Genomic DNA, 22,296 nt, shown 5'->3' with positions numbered 1-22,296 from the left:
ATTTGGATGGTACATAACATCAAAGCAAAAGTCCAGGAAACAAATCAATTGTTGCGTAAACAATCGCTTCACACGATTCTAGAACAGCTTGACGGTTATGTAATGCAACTATCAAAGACAAATCGCAGAAAAAAATATAGAAAAATGAAACAAGATCCATACAGTTTTTACCGAGGAGCTGCCTATCTTTTTTATTATGATGTGACAAAGATACCATTCAGTTTCCATACAGATGAAGACAAGCTGACGTGGATTATGGGTGACATGCACTTCGATAATTTCAGCAGCTTTCAGGATGAAGAAGGCAATCTTGTGTTTGATGTCGATGATTTTGACGAAGGTTATATCGGCTCGTATTTATATGATTTACTTCGTATGGTAGTAAGTATCCGTCTCTTGGCAGAACAGCAAGGCATTACCGATGTAGAAGAACGGGATGAGTTAGTTGTTACCTTTTTAAAAGCTTACCGAAAAAAGATTAAAAAGTTCGCTAAGCGTGAAGAAGATCCAAAGGACCTTTACTTTACCACCGACCATACCAAAGGACCAATCAAAAAAGTATTGAAGAAATTAGAGGAACGTCAAGAGACACATGAATTGCATAAACAGACGACGCTCAATAACGAAGGTAAACGAGTTTTTGATCGTGAAAAAGAGAAATTACAAGAAGTATCACAACGGGAATATAACGATATTGTAGAAAACTGGTCACAATATATGGAATCGATCGACTCGGAACTATTTAAAGGTGAGGAACATTATCAGATTAAAGATATCGTCAAGAAAACAGGTGCGGGTGTGGCTTCCACTGGTCTCAAACGTTATTTCATTTTAATCGAAGGAACCACTGATGATGAGAATGAAGATGATATTATTCTGGAATTGAAAGAGGCACGCCCGCCAATTCCGTCTTATTTTGTTCCTTATCAAGAAACTTTCTGGAAACAGTACAATCATCAGGGCAAGCGTGTTGTGGAGACGCAAAAAGCGATGCATCATAAAGCGGATGCGTATCTTGGTTATTTAACGATTAGAAACTTTGAATTCTATGTACGAGAACGTTGTGCCTATGATAAGGATATTTCACCAAAGCATCTCGACAGCTTTAAACCGATCAAGCAATCAGTCAAAACAATGGGACAAATTGCTGCAAAAATTCACTCCAGAGCGGATCAGGATATTGATGAGCATTTGTTAGATTATCATAGCGAAGATGAAATCTATCAAACAATTGAGCAGAATAAGGATGCCTTTATCCACGAATTAGTCTTGTGGTCCCGTTTCTATAAGCGTCAGGTTGAGCAAGATTATCAACTGTTTTTAGAATGGTTAAAAAACGATTTTAATCAAAGTTCAAAGGGGAACGAAAATGTCCGAAGCACACAAAAAAGAAGCTCCTAAGTCTGTCAGGTGCAAAGTCATAACGGTGAGCGATACCCGAACAGCTGAGACAGATAAAAGTGGACAGCTTATGCGCAATTATTTGGAAAATGCTCAGCATCAAGTGACAGTCTATGAAATAGTGAAGGATGAGCAGCATGTGATTTGGCAAGCTATCGACAGTGGATTGAAGAACGCTGAGGTGGATGCCATTTTGTTAAATGGTGGTACCGGAATTGCAAAAAGGGATGTCACGATCGAAGTGGTGGAACACATGATGGATAAAGCTATTCCGGGATTCGGTGAAATTTTTCGGATGTTAAGTTATCAGGATGACATCGGTTCAGCAGCCATTCTTTCGCGTGCGACGGCAGGAGTTGTTGAAAATAAAGCTGTTTTTGCTACGCCTGGTTCTTCCGGTGCAGTGAAACTGGCGATGGAGCGGTTGATTATCCCGGAGTTAGGGCATGTGGTTAGGGAGATTAGGAAGGATTTGTGAAGTAAGTACTTTTTATGGGCTTTTTTTAAGTGATATATAAATCACATTAGAGAAAAGCCCAAACATAACAGAGTCAGTTTTGTTTTGCACTCCCGCAGACGTGCAGGTGCTGAAGCTAACTTTGTGAAGCGGTCTTCTTCACAAAGTCAGCCGTGCCCCGCAGGAAGTGGCCGGAGCGGTATCATACCGCTAACAACATTTCAAAATGAGCTCTACGCTAGACATAAGCCGTAATATAGGGAGCTATTATAGACTTGAGTTAGTTAGGAACCAAAATAGTGCTTTTTGTAAGAGCTCATCAATTAATTCTGACAAGCCGGAAAACCGTTAATATCCTGAATCATCGATGCCTCGTATTGTTTTAGTGCAAACTGTGCTTGGTATAAATATTCAATAATAAGAATTTTTGAACCGGAAATGCCACATAAAACCCCGGATGTTCCCTGACCATTTGTAAATGATACTCCTACAGGTTGACCAATTAAATATTGTATTTTTTGATGCCAATGCATGACTATCACTCCTTTGGTATATGTATATTGCTTACCGTAGGATGAGTGCTCGTTTTTCTAAACAAAAAATCACCCCAAATGGAGTGATTAATTATCTCTTCGATATATTCCGCTTTTCCCACCAGTTTTTTCAATTAGATAGGTTTGACCAATAATCATCCCTTTATCTACTGCTTTACACATATCATAAACGGTTAAAGCAGTCGAAGTTGCAGCAGTCATTGCTTCCATTTCCACACCTGTACTTCCTTTTGTTTTTGCTTCTACAGTAATAACTAATTCAAACTGATCGCCGTCATTTTCCCAATCAAATTGGATGTTGACTCCGCTTAATGGCAAGGGATGACACATTGGAATAATGTTTGACGTTTGCTTCGCGGCCATAACACCTGCTACTTGCGCAACGGACAATACATCACCTTTGCCAATTTGTTTGTCGGTAATTTTCGTATATATTTCTTCGTTTACTAAAATACTTGAGCGGGCAATAGCGGTTCTGCTCGTTACTTTTTTATCTGTAATGTCTACCATTTTCGCTCTGCCTTGTTCATTGATATGAGAGAAGTCTGACATTGTAACACCAACCTTGTTTGTTTTTTTATACGCAAGAGTATTCCTTGACTAATAACCAATCGTTTTCGAATACATGAAGTGAATCAGGAACGAGTAACGAAGGTGAGCCTCATAAGTAAGAATCAGAAACAAGTTTTGAACGAAACCGAGCTTCATTCAAACAAATACAATAAAATAAAATCCTGATTACATTGCCCCCATAGCGAAGAAGTATATCAATTACCTGAAGGGAAACACGTCCAAATTGTCACTTTAACAATAGTCTATCATTCTATTATACTATACTCCCTATGCTATAATAAGGAAAAAAGCAAGAAGGGTTCTGAATCAGCATGAAACGTATGGTACCATTTATTTTACTGGCAACGATTTTATTAACTGCATGTCAGCAAGAGAAAAAGGAGATTACGATCTCTGCGGCAGCGTCTTTGACAGATGCGATTAATGAAGCAGTTGCTCTATTCGAAGAGGAAAATCCGGAATACGATGTGGCGGTGAATCTTGGTGGTTCCGGCTCACTCAGTAAGCAAATTATTCAAGGTGCACCAGTCGATGTTTTTTTCTCAGCGTCTGTGGATCATTTGCTGGAGGTAAAAGAAGCAGGGCTGATGGACGATGAAAGCATCCAAGCATTATTGCAAAATAAACTGGTTTGGGTACAGCCGAAGGATACCGCTACGATAACCGATGTAAAAGCTGTAAATCACATTGCTATCGGAACACCTGAAACAGTACCAGCTGGCATGTATGCCAAGCAAGCGCTGGATGATCTCGGCATCTATCAAGGATTAAAAGAGCAGCTGGTATTTACCAAAGATGTTCGCCAGGTCATGCAGTATGTGGAGAGTGAGAATGCAGAGCTGGGTGTTGTTTATCGAACAGAAGCGCTTGTTTCGGATAAAGTGCAAATCAATAGTCAATTACCATTAGGTAAGCACGATCCGATTATTTATCCAGTAGGGATGTTACATAATGCAAACAAAGAAGCAAACCCTTTTTATCAATTCCTTCAATCAGAAGAAGTAATGGATATCTTTAATAAGTACGGATTTGAAGAAGTAGATGGTGACGTCGATGACAGCATTTTTTCAACCAATTAAATTATCTCTGATCGTTTCGCTTATTGCCTTAATCATCGTCATCGTACTAGGCATGGCGATTGCCTGGCTGATGGCGAAGAAAAACTTCAGAGGAAAAGTATGGATCGAGACATTCTTATTATTGCCAATCGTATTGCCGCCAACGGTCATCGGTTTTCTGCTCATTATGTTATTTGGCCAGAACGGTTTCTTTGGAAAAGTAAGTCAGCTTTTCTTCGGTCAATCACTCATTTTTTCGATTTGGGCAGCAGTAATAGCGGCGGTAATCGTCGCGTTTCCACTGATGTATCAATCGGTCAAAACGGGAATATCGTTTGTGGATCAGCATGTAGAAGATGCTGCGAGAGTTGATGGAGCCAATGAATGGAAGGTATTTTCCTTTATTACCTTGCCACTTATCAAAAAATCTCTAGTGTCCGGTGTCGTGCTCAGCTTTGCAAGAGCATTAGGAGAGTTCGGTGCTACCTTAATGTTTGCCGGTAACATCCCGGGACGCACACAAACCGTCCCGATGGCGATCTATGTGGCTTTTGAATCGAACAAAATGGCGCTAGCTTGGGGATGGGTATTATCGATTATTGTCATTTCTTTTGTTATGCTACTATTTTTACGTAATTCTGCCTAAAAAATAGTCATAAATTTGTAAAAAAATCACAATGCAAACGCTATCAATGCATGATAAAATAGAGTAAATCCTAATTTAAAAGAGGAGATACTTATGAACGATCATTTATATAGATGGCGAAATAAAGAAATTCGCAAACAAGTAGCCGTCATTGATGGCAAAGAGCTACCAACATTAATTTTAAAAAACGCATACTACTTAAACGTATTTTTACGAAAATGGCTAGTGGCCAACATATGGATATACCATGATCGAATTGTATATGTCGGCGCAAACCTTCCGGAACAATTAGATCAAATCGAAGTGGTTGATTGCACAGGCAAGTTTATTGTACCTGGTTATATCGAACCACATGTACATCCATTCCAATTATATAATCCCTATAATTTAGCAATCCATGCCGGGCAGACAGGAACAACAACTTTGATGAATGACAACTTACCTTGGCTTTATTTAACTAACAGAGAGAAAGCGTTTTCGTTGATTGATGATTTTATGCAACTTCCTGTATCGATGTATTGGTGGGCGCGTTTTGATTCACAATCGGAAATTAATGAAGAACAGGAAATCTTTAAAGATGAAGAAGTCCATGCCTGGTTACAGCATGAGGCAGTCGTCCAAGGTGGGGAACTGACAGCCTGGCCTCAGGTTATGCGTAATGATGACCGGATTCTGTATTGGATGCAGGAAGCGAAGCGGATGCGTAAGCCTGTGGAGGGACATTTTCCTGGAGCATCGGAGAAGACATTAGTGAAATTGAAATTGTTAGGTGCCAGCTCTGATCATGAAGCATTATCGGGGGAAGAAGTTTTTAACCGCTTGTCAATGGGATATCGTGTTGGTCTCAGACATTCCTCGGTACGACCAGATTTACCGAAACTATTAAAGGAATTACAGGAACTCGGTATCACCAAGTATGATTTTTTAACGATGACAACAGATGGAGCGACACCTGCATTTTATGAAAATGGCTTAATTAATGAATGTATCCAAATCGCGATTGATAATGGTGTGCCAGAGATTGAAACATACATGATGGCGACATACAATGCGGCAGAACAATTTCATCTGGAGGAGCGTCTCGGTGGAATTGCCCCAGGTCGCGTGGCACATTTGAACATCTTATCATCCTCTGATAATCCGACACCGGAATCAGTGATTGCTAAAGGGAAATGGTTGAAAAAAAATGGCAAGTTGATAAAGCAAGAGTTAGAGGTAGATTGGGAAAAGTACGGTTTAGGAAAATTGGAGCTGGATTGGCAATTAACAGAACGTGACTTGCAATTCTCGATGCCAGTAGGCTTAAAAATGGTGAACGATGTTGTCATGAAACCTTATCCTATCCGTATCGATGCAAATACGGAAGAGATCACGAACTCAGTGGATGAATCTTTTCTTATGTTGGCAGATCGTGAAGGGAAATGGCGGGTAAACACGATTATTAAAGGCTTTACCAAGACATTAGGTGGATTAGCAAGCTCGTATTCCTTGACCGGTGATATTGTATTGATAGGAAAATGTAAATCAGATTTACTGCAAGCATTTAATAGAATGAAAGAAATTGGCGGTGGGATTGTCCTCGTCAATGATGGAAAGGTTATCTTTGAATTACCATTAAATATAGCCGGTATGATGTATGATGGCGAGATGTCTTCATTGATTGAAGAGGATAAAATGTTAAAGAAAATCCTGATCGACCATGGTTATCAATATGTAGATCCACCATATAATTTGCTATTTTTATCGTCGATGAATTTGCCTTTTGTCCGCATTACACCGATGGGTATTGTCGATGTCAAAAAGAAAGAAATCTTGTTCCCGGCAATCATGCGGTAACAAAAGAGGTTGGCGAAACGTCAATAGTTTACTATAATAATAGTAGTATAATCGGCATGCAAACTGAATGCATGCCTTCATTCATTTCAGCAAAAAAAGGTGGCCTTTTCTAATGAAGAAATTATGTTTTGTTTTATTATGTGTGCTGTTCTCTTTGGTAGCGTGTTCAGGTGAAGGAGAGCAGGCAAGCGATCAGGAAACAACGGAAAATGATGTGGAGCAAGAAGAGCCAGTCGAGCCGGTGAAACCTGAAGAACCTGCTTATGTTTATCCTTTTACTGGACTGGAAGCAGAAGCAGAAGCTAATAATCGTGCAGTAGCCGTGATGGTCAATAATCACCCAAAGGCAAGACCACAAACGGGATTGTCGCATGCAGATGTCGTCTTTGAAATTTTAGCAGAAGGAAATATTACCCGTTTCATGGCACTTTTTCACAGTGATTTGCCAGAACGAGTAGGGCCGGTGAGAAGCGCTCGTCCTTATTACTTTAATTTAGCAGATGATTATAATGCGATGTATGTCTACCATGGTGCAGCGGATTACATTGAAGATATGATTAAGAGCGGTGCAGTACAAGGCCTGAATGGTATGTATTATGATAACGACAAGGTGTTATTCGAGCGTTCTAATGACAGAGTGGCTCCGCATAATTCCTATGCCATTTTTGATGGTATTTTCTCACGTGCAGAGGAACAAGGCTATCCGGTCGAAGCAGAGTATGAGCCACTTCCTTTTGCAGAAGAAGTAAGTGCAGAGGAAGCTGCGTCTGGGATTTCTTTTAACTATGGTAATAATTCGGTTAGTTATCAATATGATGATACCTCTGGAAAATATCTGCGGTACAGTGATGGCGAACAGACAGTGGAGTACGCTGATAGTACGCCAATTGAATTGGATAATGTGCTGATTATGGAGACTGCTCACCAAGTAATTGATGATGCTGGGCGTCGTGAGATTGATCTGGAGTCTGGCGGTAACGCTTTATTGCTACAGCAGGATAAAGTACAACGCGTGCAATGGGAGCGAATTGATGGTAGAATTATCCCAACGAAAGATGGAGAGCCTGTTCCCTTTATTCCAGGTCAAACATGGATAAACGTAATCCCGACAAGTCCTGGAATTGATGGTGTCGAACTGTCAAATGGAACGGAGTAAATAAGACTTGAGTTGTTGAATAGCGAAACTTATCATGGTGTTAGTTCAACTGGTCACTCTTTGCAATAAGCTAAACATCTTGATAAAAAGGAGAGATGTCTACCATGCAAATAGATAAATTGCGTGGCGAACAACTGGATCAACTGTTCGATGCGATTTTAACACTAGAAAATAGAGAAGAATGTTATCGTTTTTTTGACGATATCGCGACAATGACCGAAATCCAGGCATTAACACAAAGGCTGCAAGTAGCGAAGATGCTGGATGAAGGTCAGACCTATACAGCTATTACCCAGGAATCGAGAGCGTCAACCACAACCATTTCTCGCGTAAAGCGTTGCCTGGCCTATGGAAATGATGGTTATCGCATTGTATTGGATCGATTACAGAAAAAAGGGTAAAATAGAAGAGTGCCTCTTAACGTGAAGAGGTACTCTTTTTTTACGTGTTAGGAAAGTATAAAATTTTATCTAAGAGGGGCAAGGATTCCGCCAGTCTTAGCGATAAGTCAGATTTTTCTTTAAATAAGAAAGGGAGGTATATAATCATGATAAGATTTGGAGTTATCGGAACGAACTGGATCACCGAACGTTTTTTAAACGGTGCCAGCCAGTTAGAGAATTTTCGGTTGAATGCCGTTTACTCACGAACAGAGGAGAAAGCGAGCGATTTTGCGGACAAATATGAGGTGCAGCATACATATACAGATTTGCAGGAATTTGCAGAGAGTGATCAGTTTGATGCGGTGTATATTGCATCTCCCACCGCGTTGCATAGTGAACAAGCAATTATCTGCATGAATGGTGGTAAACATGTTATCGTCGAGAAACCCTTCGCTTCTAATGAAAAAGAAGTACAAGCGATGATCGATACAGCCAAACAAAATAATGTTACTTTAATGGAAGCGATGAAAACCACACATATACCGAATTTCCATTTAATCAAAGCCAGTCTTAAAAAAATTGGACCTGTCCGCCGTTATGTGGCTAACTTTTGTCAGTATTCATCTCGCTATGACAAGTATAAACAAGGTGAGGTATTGAATGCTTTCAAACCGGAGTTGTCGAATGGTTCGTTAATGGATATCGGTGTGTATTGTATTTACCCAATGGTAGCTCTATTTGGTGCACCGGAACGTGTGAAAGCAACAGCCTACATGTTAGAGTCCGGAGTAGACGGCGAAGGAACGGTAACCGCCGATTATCCATCTTTAAACGGTGTGGCTATGTTCTCAAAAATTACGAATTCGGAACTGCCATCAGAGATTCAAGGGGAGAAAGGTTCCATCGTTATTGGTAAGTTCTCCGATATGGACGATGTTAAAATCGTGTATAAGGATGGAGCAGAAGAAGTATTACATGCTGAACAAAACGACAACACCATGTACTATGAAGCAAAATCTTTCATGGAAACAATCGAACAAGGGGAAATGGAAAACCGAGTCAATTCTTGGGAAAATTCCTTAGCAACCATCCGTATTCTTGATCAAGCGAGAAACGAAATTGGACTGGAATTCCCTGCAGATCGTAAGTAAGAGGTGAAGTGTGGACTGGCAGGCATGAAGAAGAGCGAACTTCAGGTGTTTGGAGCAGAGTTGAAGAGCATTTCGCCGCAGAGTGAAGTTCAGGCGGAAGGAGCTGAAAAGAGAAGTCTTTCGCTTGAAGAAGAGTAAAGTTCAAGGGTAAGAAGCTGAAAAGAGGAGCCTTACGCCTGAAGAAGGTCAAATTTCAAGGGTAAGAAGCTGAAAAGAGAAGCCTTACGCCTGAAACAGAGCCAAGTTCAGGCGTAAGAAGCCAAAATGAGAAGCTTTCCACCTAAAGCAGAGCAAACTTCAAACATAAAAAGTCGAAAAAAGTAGTCTTCCGTCTGAAAAAGAGTGAACTTCAGGCGTTTGAAACAGTGTTGAAGAGCCATTCGTCTGAAGATAAGCAGACTTCAAATGTTTTAAGTAAAAAAGCCGTGCCTTCCGCAAAAAGATTGTAATACCACCACCACAACAATAAAAAGGTCCCGATCATTAAGATCGGGACCTTTTTTGTATGTTACGAAATTATAAAATTAGAACGCCCAAAGAAACACTGTTTGTACAATCCCCTGCTGCAAATACACCAGGAATACTTGATGTACCTTGCTGATCAACAATGATTTCTCCAAATTTATTCATTTCCACTGTTCCCTGCAGCCACTCCGTATTTGGTACAAGACCGATCTGTACAAAGACACCTGCCAGCGTAATTTCTTTTGCATCTCCAACTTTCAAGATCTAAATAACGAAGTCCTTCAACTTTATCAGATCCATAGATTTCTTCTGTTTTGGCATTGGTAAAAACCGTTACGTTAGGCAAGCTTTTCAAACGGTCTTGTAAAACAGAATCTGCTTTTAATTCCGCTGCATACTCGATAACTGTGACCTGGTTGACGATACCAGCTAAGTCAATGGCAGCTTCAACACCAGAGTTACCGCCACCGATGACTGCTACATCTTTTCCGGCAAAAATCGGTCCATCACAGTGAGGGCAATAGGCAACACCTTTGTTTTTGAATTCGGCTTCTCCAGGCACGCCGATATTTCGCCAGCGAGCACCGGTAGAAATGACAACCGTTTTACTTTTTAACGTTGCGCCATTTTCTAATTCCAATTCAAACAAGTCACTTTTTGTTAAAGACTTCGCGCGCATGGAATTCATGATGTCCACATCATAATCACGGACATGCTCTTCCATGTTCGCGACAAGCCTTGGACCTTCCGTGTACGTGGTGGTAATAAAGTTTTCGATACCAAGCGTATCTTGAACCTGTCCACCGAAACGTTCAGCAACAATTCCAGTACGAATCCCTTTACGAGCGGCATAAATAGCTGCACTTGAGCCAGCCGGTCCGCCACCAACAACGAGGACATCGAATGGATCTTTTTCATTCAATTCAGTGGTGTCGACCCTGCTGCCAAGCTTTTCTAAGATGCTCTCTAATGTCTGACGCCCATTGACGAACGATTCTCCATTTAAGAAAACAGCTGGAACAGCCATCACATCTCTGCCATCTGCTTCTTCTTTAAAGGCAGAACCTTCAATCATTGTGTGTGTAATGTCAGGGTGAACAACACTCATCACATTTAATGCCTGTACGACATCAGGGCAGTTCTGGCAGGATAGACTGACAAACGTTTCAAAATGTAGCGGACGATCCAATTGTTTAATTTGCGCAATGACCTTTTCATCTACTTTTGGCGGGCGTCCACTGACTTGTAATAATGCTAAGACGAGAGAAGTAAATTCATGTCCGAGCGGAACACCAGCAAATACAACGCCGGTATCCTCGCCTTCACGGTTAATGCTGAAGCTAGGTGTTCTTGGGAAATCACCATTTTCAACCGTGATTTTGTCAGACATACCAGCAATCTCATTTACTAGTTCTTCTACTTCTTTCGATACATTATCTGATCCAACGCTCGCCTTTATGACAATATTGTTTTCTAATAGTTTTAAGTATTCATTAAGCTGCGATTTAATTTCCTGATCAAGCATATTGGACCTCTTTCCTTATATCTTCCCTACTAAATCAAGGCTTGGTTTTAACGTTTCTCCGCCTTCTTTCCATTTTGCTGGGCAAACTTCATCTGGATTGTTACGTACATACTGTGCAGCTTTGATTTTGCCAAGTAATGTACTAGCGTCACGGCCAATACCCTCTGCATTGATTTCTACTGCTTGGATAATACCATCTGGATCGATGATAAAAGTTCCACGATCCGCAAGACCTTCTTCTTCTCTTAATACATCGAAGTTGCGGGATAATTGTTGTGAAGGATCACCAATCATGGTGTATTCGATTTTGCCAATAGCATCAGAGCTTTCGTGCCATGCTTTATGTGTAAAGTGTGTATCGGTAGAAACAGAGAATACTTCTACGCCTAGTTTTTGAAGCTCAGCATACTGATCTTGTAAATCTTCTAATTCTGTTGGGCAAACAAATGTAAAGTCTGCAGGATAGAAGCAAACAATGCTCCAGTTTCCTTTGAAATTTTCTTCTGTTACATCTACGAATTCTCCTTGGCGGAATGCAGATGCTTTGAATGGTAGAATCTCTTTTCCGATTAATGACATGATAGATTGTCCTCCTTGAATTTTATCTTTTTTATGTACTTCGTGAAAAAAAGCACAAATGATAGATCAGTTTCATTATAAGGTAATGAATAGTAGTAGTGTCAAGTTTTTGTGTCCTTACTATCATTTTGAACAATAATAGCTTGTTTTATACTCGCAGGTTATCGACAATAATGATAGGATCATGTAAGATAAAGGGGAAATAAATAGAAAGAGTTTCCGTTGTTGCAACAGTATTTCATGAGTATGCTCACCCTGATGATGACTCATCTCTACTCCTCCGAAAGATGCGCTTACCATCTCAGGACTTATGATTATCAAGCAATTGGTAAATCTTACGGTGAAATTTTGCAAAAGAAAGAACTTGTATCTGTCACGCATTTGTTAAATTGCCATTCGTTGTCATCTGAAATATTCCAGATGATCTTAACTGTTATCAAATAAAAACATCACGCCTCTATTCTAGCAGCCATAAAAGTAATCAGCTCCACCAAACCACAGCCACACGCTAAATCCAAACCATAAAATTCCAATAAATACAAACGAAAACAAAATTCACGAGATTTTCACTATGTTATCATTCTAAAACTGTGTAGATTTTTGCTATAATGAAATAATGGATATAGAATCGTCAATTAACAAGAATCAGGGTGCCTTGCATCAGACGACACCTTGGCCTGTTTCCTTAACTATTATAGAGATAGAACATGGAGGATTTAATTGTGTATAATATGGACGAATGGAAGCATATTTTCAAGCTCGATCCAGCGAAAGAAATTTCAGGAGATATGATAGATAAACTGTGTGAATCAGGGACGGATGCCATCATCGTTGGTGGAACAGACGACGTTACATTGGATGGTGTCTTGCAGCTGTTAAGCCGAATACGCCGTCATACGGTACCAGTGATTTTGGAAATCTCCAATATTGAATCGGTCACACCAGGCTATGATTATTATTTTGTTCCGATGGTATTGAACAGTCAGCAGAAGAAATGGATGATTGATGTACAACATGAAGCGGTTGTCGAGTATGGTGATGTGATCAGCTGGGATGAGATGTTTGCGGAAGGCTACTGTATTATGAACCCCGAATCTAAAGTCTACCAGCATGCCGATTGTAAGTTGCCAACTGATGACGAAGCAATTGGTTATGCGAGAATGTCGGAGCATTTGCTAAAGTTACCATTTTTTTATTTAGAATACAGCGGTACATATGGAGATCCCGCACTTGTAAAAGCGATTCAAAATGAACTTCAGGATACGAAGCTGATTTACGGCGGAGGCATTGAAACAAAGGAACAAGCAGCCGAGATGACTGAATTTGCAGATATAATTGTTGTCGGCAATGTGATTTATGACAACCCGAAAGAAGCTTTAAAAACAGTAAAAGCAACAAAGTAAAAAGGACGGTGTTACAATGAGCCGGATGATGAACGAATTATTAAAAGGATTGAACGAACGACAGCGTCAGGCTGTTCAGCATACAGAAGGACCATTATTAATTATGGCCGGTGCAGGAAGTGGAAAAACCCGAGTGTTAACGCATCGGATTGCTTATTTATTAGATGAGAAAGAAGTGTCGCCACGCAACATTTTAGCGATAACCTTTACCAACAAGGCAGCAAGGGAAATGAAGGATAGAATCTCCGGATTAGTCGGACCGGGTGGACAGGATATGTGGGTATCGACCTTCCACTCGATGTGTGTCCGGATTTTGCGAAGAGATATTGACCGGATTGGTTATAGCCGCAACTTTTCGATATTAGACAGTGGTGACCAGTTAACGGTTATTAAGAATATCGTCAAAGACAAAAATATCGATGCGAAGAAGTTTGAACCGCGCGCTCTTTTAGGAACGATCAGCAGCGCTAAGAATGAGCTGATTACCCCGGAGAAGCTCGCCGAGAATGTGAACAACTTCTATGATCGTCAGGTGTCAGAGGTATTTACCGAATACCAGAAACGCTTGCGCAAAAATCAGGCCCTCGATTTTGATGACTTAATTATGCAGACGATCCATCTGTTTCAACGGGTGCCGGAAGTGCTGGAGTATTACCAGCGCCGTTTTCAATACATTCATGTCGATGAGTATCAGGATACGAACCATGCCCAATATTCATTAGTGAAGCAACTGGCGGCAAGATTCCAGAACCTTTGTGTTGTAGGGGATTCCGATCAGTCGATCTACGCATGGCGTGGTGCAGATATTACCAACATTTTATCATTTGAAAAAGACTATCCGTCAGCAAAGGTTGTATTGTTAGAGCAGAATTACCGCTCCACGAAGTCGATACTGGATGCAGCCAATCAGGTTATCGACAACAATACCGGACGAAAGCCGAAGAAACTATGGACGGAAAACCAGAACGGCAACAAGATTCATTATTTCGAAGCGTCAACGGAACGGGAAGAAGGCTTAATTGTCGCGCAACGAATTGAATCATTGCTGCAGGAACAGAAATATACCCATAAAGATGTTGCGATTTTGTACCGTACTAATGCACAGTCACGTGCGATAGAGGAAACGTTTATGAAAGCCAATATTCCTTATCAGATGGTCGGAGGCACGAAGTTCTATGAACGTAAAGAGATCAAAGATTTACTTGCTTACTTACGATTAATCGTGAACCCGGATGATGACATCAGCTTCGTTCGTGTTGTTAATGTGCCAAAACGAGGTGTTGGAAAAACGTCGATGGATAAGCTGCAAGCCTATGCGGCAGCCAATGATATTTCGTTATACACTGCCGTACAGGAAGTTGATTTTGTCGGAGTCAGTGCGAAGGCTGCGAAATCATTAATGGGATTCGGTCAAATGATCAAAAACTGGACACAACAGCAGGAATTCTTGACAGCAACAGATATGGTTGCTGAAGTCATCGACAAAACGGGATACGAAGAAATGCTTCACAATGAACGTAGTATTGAGGCACAAACACGTTTAGAAAACATTGAAGAGTTCAAAACTGTAACCAAGCACTTTGAAGAAACGAACGAGGATAAAACACTTGTCAGTTTCTTGACTGATCTCGCATTGGTATCGGATATTGACCGAATGGATGATGACCCAACCTCAGAAGATAGTGTGACGATGATGACCTTACACGCTGCAAAAGGGCTGGAATTCCCGGTTGTCTTCTTAATTGGCATGGAGGAGAGTGTATTCCCGCACAGTCGTTCCATGATGGATGAAGAACAGATGCAGGAAGAGAGACGATTGGCATATGTTGGGATCACGAGAGCGGAAGAAATGCTCCATGTATCTCATGCGAAGATGCGTACATTATTCGGTCGCACCAATATGAATCCGATCAGTCGATTTATCAATGAAATTCCTGAAGAATTGTTAGAAGGAAAAGAATCTATCGAGGAAGCTTTCTTTGCTCCTCCTAAGAAAAATAGAATCTCCATTCAGGATCAGGATTTACCTTTTGATAAGCCAAAGCCGCAGCCGAAGCGACAAGCGATTCGCAATGTGAACCAAACAACCGGTGGTGAGAAAGCTGGCTGGAATGTTGGCGACAAGGCTGATCACAAAAAATGGGGACGAGGAACCGTAGTCAAAGTAGACGGCTCTGATGATGCATTAGAATTAGATATCGCTTTTCCTGCTCCAGTAGGTATCAAGCGACTGCTCGCTAAATTCGCGCCCATTACAAAGGCGTAACGAAAAGGAGGTGCTCCATTCATGACAAAGCAAGAAGCACGTCAACAACTAGAAGCATTGCGAGATGAATTGAACGAATATAACTACCAATATCATGTGCTGGATAACCCAACAGTGTCAGATGCGGAATATGATCAAAAAATGAAACAGTTAAAAAGTATTGAAGCGGAATATCCAGCGTTGGTCACAGCGGATTCCCCTTCGCAACGTGTTGGAGGAGAGCCGCTTGATGCCTTTGAAAAAGTTACGCATCGTGTTCCGATGTTAAGCTTAGGCAATGCATTTAACGAAGAAGACTTACGAGATTTTGACCGTCGTGTCCGAGAGGGCTTAGCAACCGAGACAGTCACATACGTTTGTGAATTGAAAATTGACGGTCTAGCTATTTCTTTACGTTATCAGGATGGACTATTTGTTCAGGGAGCGACACGAGGCGACGGAACGACCGGTGAGGATATTACCAGTAACTTAAAGACGATTAGAAGTATTCCCCTTCGAATCAAAGATGCTTCTCCGATTGAAGTGCGTGGTGAAGCCTATATGCCACAGCAATCTTTTTTATCAATGAACGAAGCACGTGAAGCAAATGATGAAGAACCATTTGCTAATCCGCGAAACGCTGCGGCAGGGTCCTTGCGTCAACTCGATCCGAAGATAGCAGCCAAGCGTAACCTCGATATCTTTTTGTATGCGGTAGGTGAATGGGAATCCGGTTCGTTAGAAACACATAGTGATCGTTTGGAATACTTACAGCAATTAGGGTTCAAGACCAATCCGGAATGGCGAAAATGCGAAGGAATCGATGAAGTCATCCAATATGTGGAAGCATGGGTCGAAAAACGTGCTAATCTTTCGTATGACATTGACGGCATTGTTATCAAAGCCGATAACCTCGAAGCACAGGAACAACTTGGTTTCACAGCGAAAAGTCCACGTTGGGCGATCGCTTATAAATTCCCGGCGGAAGAAGCTGTGACGAAGCTGATCGATATTGAACTTAGTGTCGGCAGAACCGGAGTGGTAACGCCAACCGCCATCCTTGAACCTGTGAAAGTAGCGGGAACAACGGTGCAGCGGGCATCGCTCCATAATGAAGATTTAATCCAAGAAAAAGACATTCGTATTGGCGATACAGTAGTGATTAAAAAAGCTGGCGACATCATCCCGGAAGTAGTACGAGTTGTCGAAGATATGCGTACGGATGAACAAAAACCTTTTACCATGCCGGATACCTGTCCTTCATGTGGAGATGAAGTCGTCCGATTGGAAGAAGAAGTCGCATTGCGCTGTATTAATCCTAACTGCCCGGCACAGCTGCAGGAAGGCTTGATACACTTTGTATCGAGACTTGCGATGAATATAGAAGGACTAGGAGAAAAAGTGATCGAGCAATTGTTCCAGGCATCCTACATCCACACAATAGCCGATTTATATCGTCTAGAGCACGACGAATTGTTAAAGCTGGAGAGGATGGGTGAGAAATCCGTACAGAACCTGCTCACAGCCATTGAACAATCAAAAGAGAATTCGCTTGAACGCTTGTTATTTGGACTTGGGATTCGTTATGTTGGATCGAAAGCAGCCAGAACATTGGCAGAGCATTTTGAAACGATGGATAATCTCGCGAATGCAACTTTTGAAGATTTGGTTGCTGTCGATGAAATTGGGGACAAGATGGCAGATTCGACTGTGACGTATTTTGCGGATGAAAAAGTAAAGCAGCTTATCAGTGAATTGAAGCAACTCGGTTTAAATATGTCTTATAAAGGTGCGAAAGCAAGCGATGCACCGTCTGACAGTATTTTTTTTGGTAAGACCGTTGTGCTTACCGGTAAATTAGAAATCTTCTCCAGACAAGAAGCAAAACAGCGCATTGAAGCATTAGGTGGAAATGTAACAGGAAGTGTAAGTAAAAAAACAGATCTGCTCATCGCAGGAGAAGATGCCGGTTCCAAGATGGATAAGGCTAAGAAGTTGGAAATAGAGATTTGGGATGAAGCGAAATTGCAAGAAGTACTAGGGGAGGAAGCATGATGAAGCAGACAGTCGTTAGCCTCTTAATTGTTGTCTTGATCCTGGCGGGTTGTGCACCGAATTTCGAGGGGGAGCAGGAGGAAACAGTTGTAGATGATAGTAAGGATGAATCAACAGAGGAATCTGCTATTATTCCAAAGCATAATCTGTCTGATGAAACCTATCGTGTTTTAATTGACTCTAATCTAAGTAAAGCACGTGGCGTTATCACCAATCAAATTTCGAACCGGCTGGATATTGATGAATTGGAGGAAGGACTGCGACGTCACTCTAAGGAAGTCTACGATCCAGAAACTTATTATTTTCAAGAAGGTCAATACTTAACGGATGATATTTTGTATAATTGGTTAACCCGCTATGATGAGAATGATCAGCCAAATGGCTTAAATCCTGAACTTACCCAAGAAGAAGATCAATCGGCAGAGGAAGCAGAAAAGGACAGCCCGAAATACCTTTCGCATATTTTAGAGCAAAATTATATGAAGAAGTCGGAAGATGATGTGGTTGAGCTTGCTGGTATCTCGATCGGAATAGCGATGAAGTCCGTTTATCGCTTTCGTATACAGCAAGATGATGGAACCTATTCCCCGTACTACGAGAAAGAAATATCAGAAACAGAGATGATGAAAGAAGCGAAATCCATTGCAGGAGAAGTCGTGCAAAGACTGCGTCAAATGGAAGGACTCGGCAATGTTCCTATTCGTCTGGCGGTTTATCGCGAAGCGGACCAAAACTCACTCGTACCGGGTAATTTTGTCGCGACTGCGAATGTAGCGGGTGACAGCTCCTCAGTTGGTGACTGGGAGGATGTACAAGAAGAGCATGTCCTATTCCCATCGAATTATGGAGAGAACACCTATCCAGATGTTTCGGCAACACTGGTGGACTTTGAAGCGGATGTCGCGAACTATTTCCCGAATTATGTAAGTGTTATTGGTAAAGGATTCTTCCAGAATGGTGAGCTTCGTAAATTGACAGTGGAAATACCAGTATCGTTTTATGGTAAAGCAGAATTAATAGGATTTACGCAATATGTTTATGGATTAGTATTGAACGGTTTCCCTGATGATTATAATGTCGAAATCAACATCACTTCTGGTGATAACCAGGAAGCGTTAATTGTCAGAGATGCTGGAGAAGAAGAAGGTTTTGTCCATATCTACGACTAAATCTATTCAAAAAGCCTGAGATTAGTGGTAAAATAGACGTTATGAATTTTACTTATATGGCAAGGATGTATATAATATAAGCGAAAAACATCGTCTAGCTTTAGTTGGAAATGGAAGAAGTCGGGCGTTCCTTGTTAAACAGGCGCAGAATGTCGACTTTCTCCTGGATATAGTTAGTTTTTTTAAAATTAAACGGAGGTGAATCACATGGGAGAGATTTCAAAAGAACAAGTAAAGCATGTGGCAAATCTAGCACGTCTAGCTTTGACAGATGAAGAAGTAGAAACATTCACAAAGCAGCTTGGAGACATAATCAATTACGCTGAATTAATTAATGAATTGGATACGGATAACGTAGAGCCAACGACACACGTACTTGATTTGAAGAATGTTATGCGTAAGGACGAGCCTAAAGAATGGATTACGAAAGAAGAAGCATTGAAGAATGCACCAGATCAAAAAGATGGTCAATTCCGCGTACCATCAATTCTAGAATAAGGAGGGTTTCTTTTGTCACTATTTGATTATACATTAAAAGAATTACAAGAAAAATTACATAATAAAGAAATTACCGTAAGTGATCTTGTTTCTGCGTCATATGACAGAATCAAGGAAGTAGATGATCAAGTTCAAGCGTTTCTAACATTGAACGAAGAAGAAGCACAAAAACAAGCGAAAGCACTTGATGAAGCATTAGGTGCAGATGCATCGATTCTTTATGGTATGCCAATTGGTATCAAAGATAATATCGTAACGAAAGGCTTGCGTACAACTTGTGCCAGCCAAATTCTTGATAACCTCAATGATCCACTATATGATGCAACGGTTGTCACGAAATTAAAAGAAGAAAACACCGTAAACATCGGAAAATTAAACATGGATGAGTTCGCGATGGGTTCTTCTACTGAGAATTCAAGCTATGCTAAAACGAGAAACCCATGGAACACAGATTATGTACCGGGTGGTTCCAGTGGTGGTTCAGCAGCGGCAGTAGCAGCAGGGGAAGTTCTTTTCTCATTAGGTTCTGATACAGGTGGATCGATTCGTCAGCCGGCAGCGTTCTGTGGTGTTGTTGGAATGAAACCTACATATGGCCTTGTATCGCGTTTCGGACTTGTTGCCTTCGCCTCTTCTTTAGATCAAATCGGACCAATTACAAGAAATGTGCAAGACAACGCACATCTATTACAAGCAATCGTGGGTCACGACAAAATGGATTCAACGTCAGCCAACATTGAGGTGCCACAATACAGCGATGCCTTTAAAGAAGACGTCAAAGGCTTACGAATTGCGGTACCGAAAGAATATTTAGATGAAGGGGTTAACCCCGAAGTCAAAGAAGCTGTTCTAGCAGCATTAAAGAAATACGAAGAGCTTGGTGCAACATGGGAAGAAGTATCCTTGCCACACTCTAAATATGCGGTAGCAGCATATTACTTATTAGCATCTTCAGAAGCGAGTGCAAACTTAGCACGGTTTGATGGTGTCCGTTACGGTGTGCGTACTGAGAAAAATGTCGACATGGTCGATATGTTTAAGCATTCTCGTGCAGAAGGCTTCGGTGATGAAGTAAAACGCCGTATTATGCTTGGAACTTTTGCGTTAAGCTCTGGTTACTATGACGCTTATTATAAAAAATCGCAAAAAGTTCGTACGTTAATCAAAAATGACTTCGAGAAAATTTTTGCAGAGTATGATGTAGTAATTGGGCCAACAACTCCAACACCAGCGTACAAAGTCGGAGAAAAAATTGATGACCCATTAACAATGTATACCGATGACGTATTAACGACACCAGTCAATCTTGCGGGATTACCAGGTATGTCGATCCCTTGTGGATTCTCAAGTGATGGTCTGCCAATCGGACTGCAAATTATTGGACGACACTTTGACGAATCCATGATCTATCGTGTCGGCTATGCTTACGAGCAAGCGACAGATCACCATAAGAAACGTCCTAATTTAGGAGGTGACCAGTAATGACAAATTTTGAAACAGTTATTGGTTTAGAAGTACACGTTGAATTAAAAACGGCATCTAAAATTTTTAGTCCCGCTCCTAATGCGTTTGGTTCAGAGCCGAACGCTAACGTGAACCCGATCGACTTAGGGTATCCAGGGGTACTGCCTGTATTAAATGAAGAAGCAGTAAATTATGCAATGAAAGCCTCCATGGCAATTAACTGTGATATTGCAACAAATACGAAATTTGATCGTAAAAACTATTTCTATCCAGATAATCCGAAAGCTTACCAAATTTCGCAATTTGATCAGCCAATTGGTGAGAATGGCTGGATTGATATTGAAGTGAACGGTGAGAAGAAACGAATCGGCATTACGCGTCTGCACCTCGAAGAAGATGCGGGTAAACTGACACATGGTGAAGATGGGTACTCCACTGTCGATTATAACCGTCAAGGTACACCACTTGTAGAAATTGTGTCAGAGCCAGACATTCGTACACCTGAAGAAGCCTATGCATATTTGGAAAAGTTAAAAAATATCATTCAGTACACAGGGGTTTCGGACTGTAAGATGGAGGAAGGCTCTCTACGTTGTGATGCTAATATCTCCATTCGTCCAGTTGGTCAGGAAGAATTCGGTACAAAGACGGAATTAAAGAACTTAAACTCCTTCTCTTTTGTACAAAAAGGGTTAGAATTTGAAGAGAAACGTCAACGTGAAGTATTGCTAAATGGCGGCGAAATTCTTCAGGAAACACGCCGTTATGACGAACAAAAGAAAGAAACGATTCTTATGCGTGTCAAGGAAGGTTCTGACGATTACCGTTACTTCCCAGAGCCAGATTTAGTACCACTGTACATTGATGATGCCTGGAAGGAACGCATTCGTGCTGAAATCCCAGAGCTTCCAGACGCTCGCCGCATCCGTTATGTAGAAGATCTTGATCTTCCTGCATATGATGCAGCTGTTTTAACAAGTACAAAAGAAATGTCGGATTTCTTTGAAGCGGCAATTGAAGCAGGAGCAGATACGAAGCAAGCATCGAACTGGTTAATGGGTGAAGTGTCTGCCTATATGAACAAACAACAAGTCGAAATCCATGACTTGAAAATGACGCCAGCAGCTCTAGCGAAAATGATTCAGCTTATCGAGGATGGCACGATTTCTTCTAAGATGGCGAAAAAAGTTTTTGCTGAGCTAGTAGAAAATGGTGGCGATCCAGAAAAAATTGTCAAAGAAAAAGGACTTGTCCAAATCTCTGATGAAGGTCAATTACGCGAAATCATTGTTGGCATTCTTGATCAAAACGAACAATCCATCATCGATTTCAAAAATGGTAAAGACAAAGCACTTGGCTTCCTTGTCGGTCAAACAATGAAAGCAACCAAAGGACAAGCAAACCCGCCAATGGTAAACAAAATTATCATGGAAGAAATGGATAAGAGATAATATAAGGACTGCGAAGGACACCAGCAGTTCTGCCAATTGATAATATAGCAAAACAGACCAGATCGTAGCAGATTTGGTCTGTTTTTTCTGTGAAAGTGTAAGTATATACGTATAGTCACTAAAGTCATTTAGAAAGATAGTTGAAATGGTGCCAAAAAGTACATTAAAATAAGCTGTAGCATTACATTTTAATTTAGAAGCCCATCCAAAATTTATGCTAATTAAGG

The 22,296-nt window shown here is 41.0% G+C and carries 18 protein-coding genes and 1 pseudogene; 15 read left to right on the top strand and 4 right to left on the bottom strand.

Features of this window, described 5'->3' with window-relative positions; translation table 11 throughout:
- Positions 1–6: 6 nt before the first annotated feature.
- Positions 7–1,401 (top strand): DUF2252 domain-containing protein, encoded by a 1,395-nt coding sequence (locus tag MUN88_RS02245; RefSeq protein ID WP_244720328.1) that lies wholly within the window; start codon positions 7–9, stop codon positions 1,399–1,401.
- The gene (locus MUN88_RS02240; RefSeq protein WP_244720326.1) at positions 1,370–1,879 is read left to right on the top strand and encodes a MogA/MoaB family molybdenum cofactor biosynthesis protein; all 510 of its coding nucleotides are present in this window, start codon (positions 1,370–1,372) and stop codon (positions 1,877–1,879) included. The genes MUN88_RS02245 and MUN88_RS02240 overlap by 32 nt, the downstream gene beginning before the upstream one ends.
- 302 nt (positions 1,880–2,181) lie before the next feature.
- Here MUN88_RS02240 and MUN88_RS02235 read toward each other — a convergent pair whose 3' ends face one another.
- Positions 2,182–2,391, bottom strand: a complete 210-nt coding sequence (locus MUN88_RS02235; protein ID WP_244720324.1) for a hypothetical protein — start codon at positions 2,389–2,391, stop codon at positions 2,182–2,184.
- An 87-nt stretch (positions 2,392–2,478) separates the two neighbouring features.
- Entirely contained in the window at positions 2,479–2,964 is a 486-nt protein-coding gene (gene moaC, locus MUN88_RS02230; protein WP_244720322.1) for a cyclic pyranopterin monophosphate synthase MoaC, read from the bottom strand.
- 332 nt (positions 2,965–3,296) lie between these two features.
- Between moaC and modA the strand changes: the two genes are divergently transcribed.
- The 6 genes from modA to MUN88_RS02200 all read left to right on the top strand — a co-directional run bounded on the left by modA (position 3,297) and on the right by MUN88_RS02200 (position 9,215).
- A complete protein-coding gene (gene modA / locus MUN88_RS02225; RefSeq protein WP_244720320.1) occupies positions 3,297–4,064 on the top strand; it encodes a molybdate ABC transporter substrate-binding protein in 768 nt (255 codons plus the stop codon).
- Positions 4,039–4,689: a molybdate ABC transporter permease subunit gene (gene modB / locus MUN88_RS02220; protein WP_244720318.1), complete on the top strand. Its 651-nt coding sequence runs from the start codon at positions 4,039–4,041 to the stop codon at positions 4,687–4,689. The genes modA and modB overlap by 26 nt, the downstream gene beginning before the upstream one ends.
- Before the next feature lie 93 nt (positions 4,690–4,782).
- Positions 4,783–6,525 carry an adenine deaminase C-terminal domain-containing protein gene (locus MUN88_RS02215; RefSeq protein ID WP_244720316.1) on the top strand — a complete coding sequence of 581 codons (1,743 nt, stop codon included), beginning with the start codon at positions 4,783–4,785 and terminating at the stop codon, positions 6,523–6,525.
- A gap of 112 nt (positions 6,526–6,637) precedes the next feature.
- Complete coding sequence (locus MUN88_RS02210) at positions 6,638–7,681, top strand: DUF3048 domain-containing protein (protein WP_244720314.1); 1,044 nt, start codon at positions 6,638–6,640, stop codon at positions 7,679–7,681.
- A 104-nt stretch (positions 7,682–7,785) separates the two neighbouring features.
- On the top strand, positions 7,786–8,082 hold the full coding sequence (locus tag MUN88_RS02205) for a YerC/YecD family TrpR-related protein (protein ID WP_244720311.1): 297 nt from the start codon (positions 7,786–7,788) through the stop codon (positions 8,080–8,082).
- 146 nt (positions 8,083–8,228) lie between these two features.
- Complete coding sequence (locus MUN88_RS02200; protein ID WP_244720308.1) at positions 8,229–9,215, top strand: Gfo/Idh/MocA family protein; 987 nt, start codon at positions 8,229–8,231, stop codon at positions 9,213–9,215.
- 516 nt (positions 9,216–9,731) lie between these two features.
- Here MUN88_RS02200 and ahpF read toward each other — a convergent pair.
- Together ahpF and ahpC are read right to left on the bottom strand one after the other, a co-directional pair.
- Positions 9,732–11,205 (bottom strand): annotated as a pseudogene (gene ahpF, locus MUN88_RS02195) (alkyl hydroperoxide reductase subunit F).
- 15 nt (positions 11,206–11,220) lie between these two features.
- A complete protein-coding gene (gene ahpC / locus MUN88_RS02190) occupies positions 11,221–11,784 on the bottom strand; it encodes an alkyl hydroperoxide reductase subunit C (protein ID WP_244720306.1) in 564 nt (187 codons plus the stop codon).
- A 722-nt stretch (positions 11,785–12,506) separates the two neighbouring features.
- Between ahpC and pcrB the strand changes: the two genes are divergently transcribed.
- The 7 genes from pcrB (at position 12,507) to gatB (ending at position 22,069) form a co-directional block, all read left to right on the top strand.
- Positions 12,507–13,187: a heptaprenylglyceryl phosphate synthase gene (pcrB, locus tag MUN88_RS02185; protein ID WP_244720303.1), complete on the top strand. Its 681-nt coding sequence runs from the start codon at positions 12,507–12,509 to the stop codon at positions 13,185–13,187.
- 16 nt (positions 13,188–13,203) lie between these two features.
- On the top strand, positions 13,204–15,453 hold the full coding sequence (gene pcrA, locus MUN88_RS02180) for a DNA helicase PcrA (RefSeq protein ID WP_244720300.1): 2,250 nt from the start codon (positions 13,204–13,206) through the stop codon (positions 15,451–15,453).
- A 21-nt stretch (positions 15,454–15,474) separates the two neighbouring features.
- On the top strand, positions 15,475–17,487 hold the full coding sequence (gene ligA / locus MUN88_RS02175) for an NAD-dependent DNA ligase LigA (protein WP_244720297.1): 2,013 nt from the start codon (positions 15,475–15,477) through the stop codon (positions 17,485–17,487).
- Positions 17,484–18,656 (top strand): CamS family sex pheromone protein, encoded by a 1,173-nt coding sequence (locus MUN88_RS02170; RefSeq protein WP_369809932.1) that lies wholly within the window; start codon positions 17,484–17,486, stop codon positions 18,654–18,656. The genes ligA and MUN88_RS02170 overlap by 4 nt, the downstream gene beginning before the upstream one ends.
- Positions 18,657–18,863: 207 nt before the next feature.
- Positions 18,864–19,154: an Asp-tRNA(Asn)/Glu-tRNA(Gln) amidotransferase subunit GatC gene (gatC, locus tag MUN88_RS02165; RefSeq protein WP_244720294.1), complete on the top strand. Its 291-nt coding sequence runs from the start codon at positions 18,864–18,866 to the stop codon at positions 19,152–19,154.
- A gap of 12 nt (positions 19,155–19,166) precedes the next feature.
- Complete coding sequence (gatA, locus tag MUN88_RS02160) at positions 19,167–20,636, top strand: Asp-tRNA(Asn)/Glu-tRNA(Gln) amidotransferase subunit GatA (protein WP_244720291.1); 1,470 nt, start codon at positions 19,167–19,169, stop codon at positions 20,634–20,636.
- Positions 20,636–22,069 carry an Asp-tRNA(Asn)/Glu-tRNA(Gln) amidotransferase subunit GatB gene (gene gatB, locus MUN88_RS02155; protein WP_244720288.1) on the top strand — a complete coding sequence of 478 codons (1,434 nt, stop codon included), beginning with the start codon at positions 20,636–20,638 and terminating at the stop codon, positions 22,067–22,069. The genes gatA and gatB overlap by 1 nt, the downstream gene beginning before the upstream one ends.
- Positions 22,070–22,296: the final 227 nt, after the last annotated feature.

The sequence above is a fragment of the Gracilibacillus caseinilyticus genome (assembly GCF_022919115.1).
Classification (GTDB): Bacteria; Bacillota; Bacilli; order Bacillales; family Amphibacillaceae; genus Gracilibacillus; species Gracilibacillus caseinilyticus.
This window is presented reverse-complemented; position numbering and strand designations above follow the sequence as displayed.

Excerpts from the sequence above, each read along its gene's own strand:
- MUN88_RS02245 (WP_244720328.1), top strand. The coding sequence starts at position 7 with ATGGTACATAACATCAAAGCAAAAGTCCAGGAAACAAATCAATTGTTG.
- MUN88_RS02240 (WP_244720326.1), top strand. The coding sequence starts at position 1,370 with ATGTCCGAAGCACACAAAAAAGAAGCTCCTAAGTCTGTCAGGTGCAAA.
- MUN88_RS02235 (WP_244720324.1), bottom strand. The coding sequence starts at position 2,391 with ATGCATTGGCATCAAAAAATACAATATTTAATTGGTCAACCTGTAGGA.
- moaC (WP_244720322.1), bottom strand. The coding sequence starts at position 2,964 with ATGTCAGACTTCTCTCATATCAATGAACAAGGCAGAGCGAAAATGGTA.
- modA (WP_244720320.1), top strand. The coding sequence starts at position 3,297 with ATGAAACGTATGGTACCATTTATTTTACTGGCAACGATTTTATTAACT.
- modB (WP_244720318.1), top strand. The coding sequence starts at position 4,039 with ATGACAGCATTTTTTCAACCAATTAAATTATCTCTGATCGTTTCGCTT.
- MUN88_RS02215 (WP_244720316.1), top strand. The coding sequence starts at position 4,783 with ATGAACGATCATTTATATAGATGGCGAAATAAAGAAATTCGCAAACAA.
- MUN88_RS02210 (WP_244720314.1), top strand. The coding sequence starts at position 6,638 with ATGAAGAAATTATGTTTTGTTTTATTATGTGTGCTGTTCTCTTTGGTA.
- MUN88_RS02205 (WP_244720311.1), top strand. The coding sequence starts at position 7,786 with ATGCAAATAGATAAATTGCGTGGCGAACAACTGGATCAACTGTTCGAT.
- MUN88_RS02200 (WP_244720308.1), top strand. The coding sequence starts at position 8,229 with ATGATAAGATTTGGAGTTATCGGAACGAACTGGATCACCGAACGTTTT.
- ahpC (WP_244720306.1), bottom strand. The coding sequence starts at position 11,784 with ATGTCATTAATCGGAAAAGAGATTCTACCATTCAAAGCATCTGCATTC.
- pcrA (WP_244720300.1), top strand. The coding sequence starts at position 13,204 with ATGAGCCGGATGATGAACGAATTATTAAAAGGATTGAACGAACGACAG.
- ligA (WP_244720297.1), top strand. The coding sequence starts at position 15,475 with ATGACAAAGCAAGAAGCACGTCAACAACTAGAAGCATTGCGAGATGAA.
- MUN88_RS02170 (WP_369809932.1), top strand. The coding sequence starts at position 17,484 with ATGATGAAGCAGACAGTCGTTAGCCTCTTAATTGTTGTCTTGATCCTG.
- gatC (WP_244720294.1), top strand. The coding sequence starts at position 18,864 with ATGGGAGAGATTTCAAAAGAACAAGTAAAGCATGTGGCAAATCTAGCA.
- gatB (WP_244720288.1), top strand. The coding sequence starts at position 20,636 with ATGACAAATTTTGAAACAGTTATTGGTTTAGAAGTACACGTTGAATTA.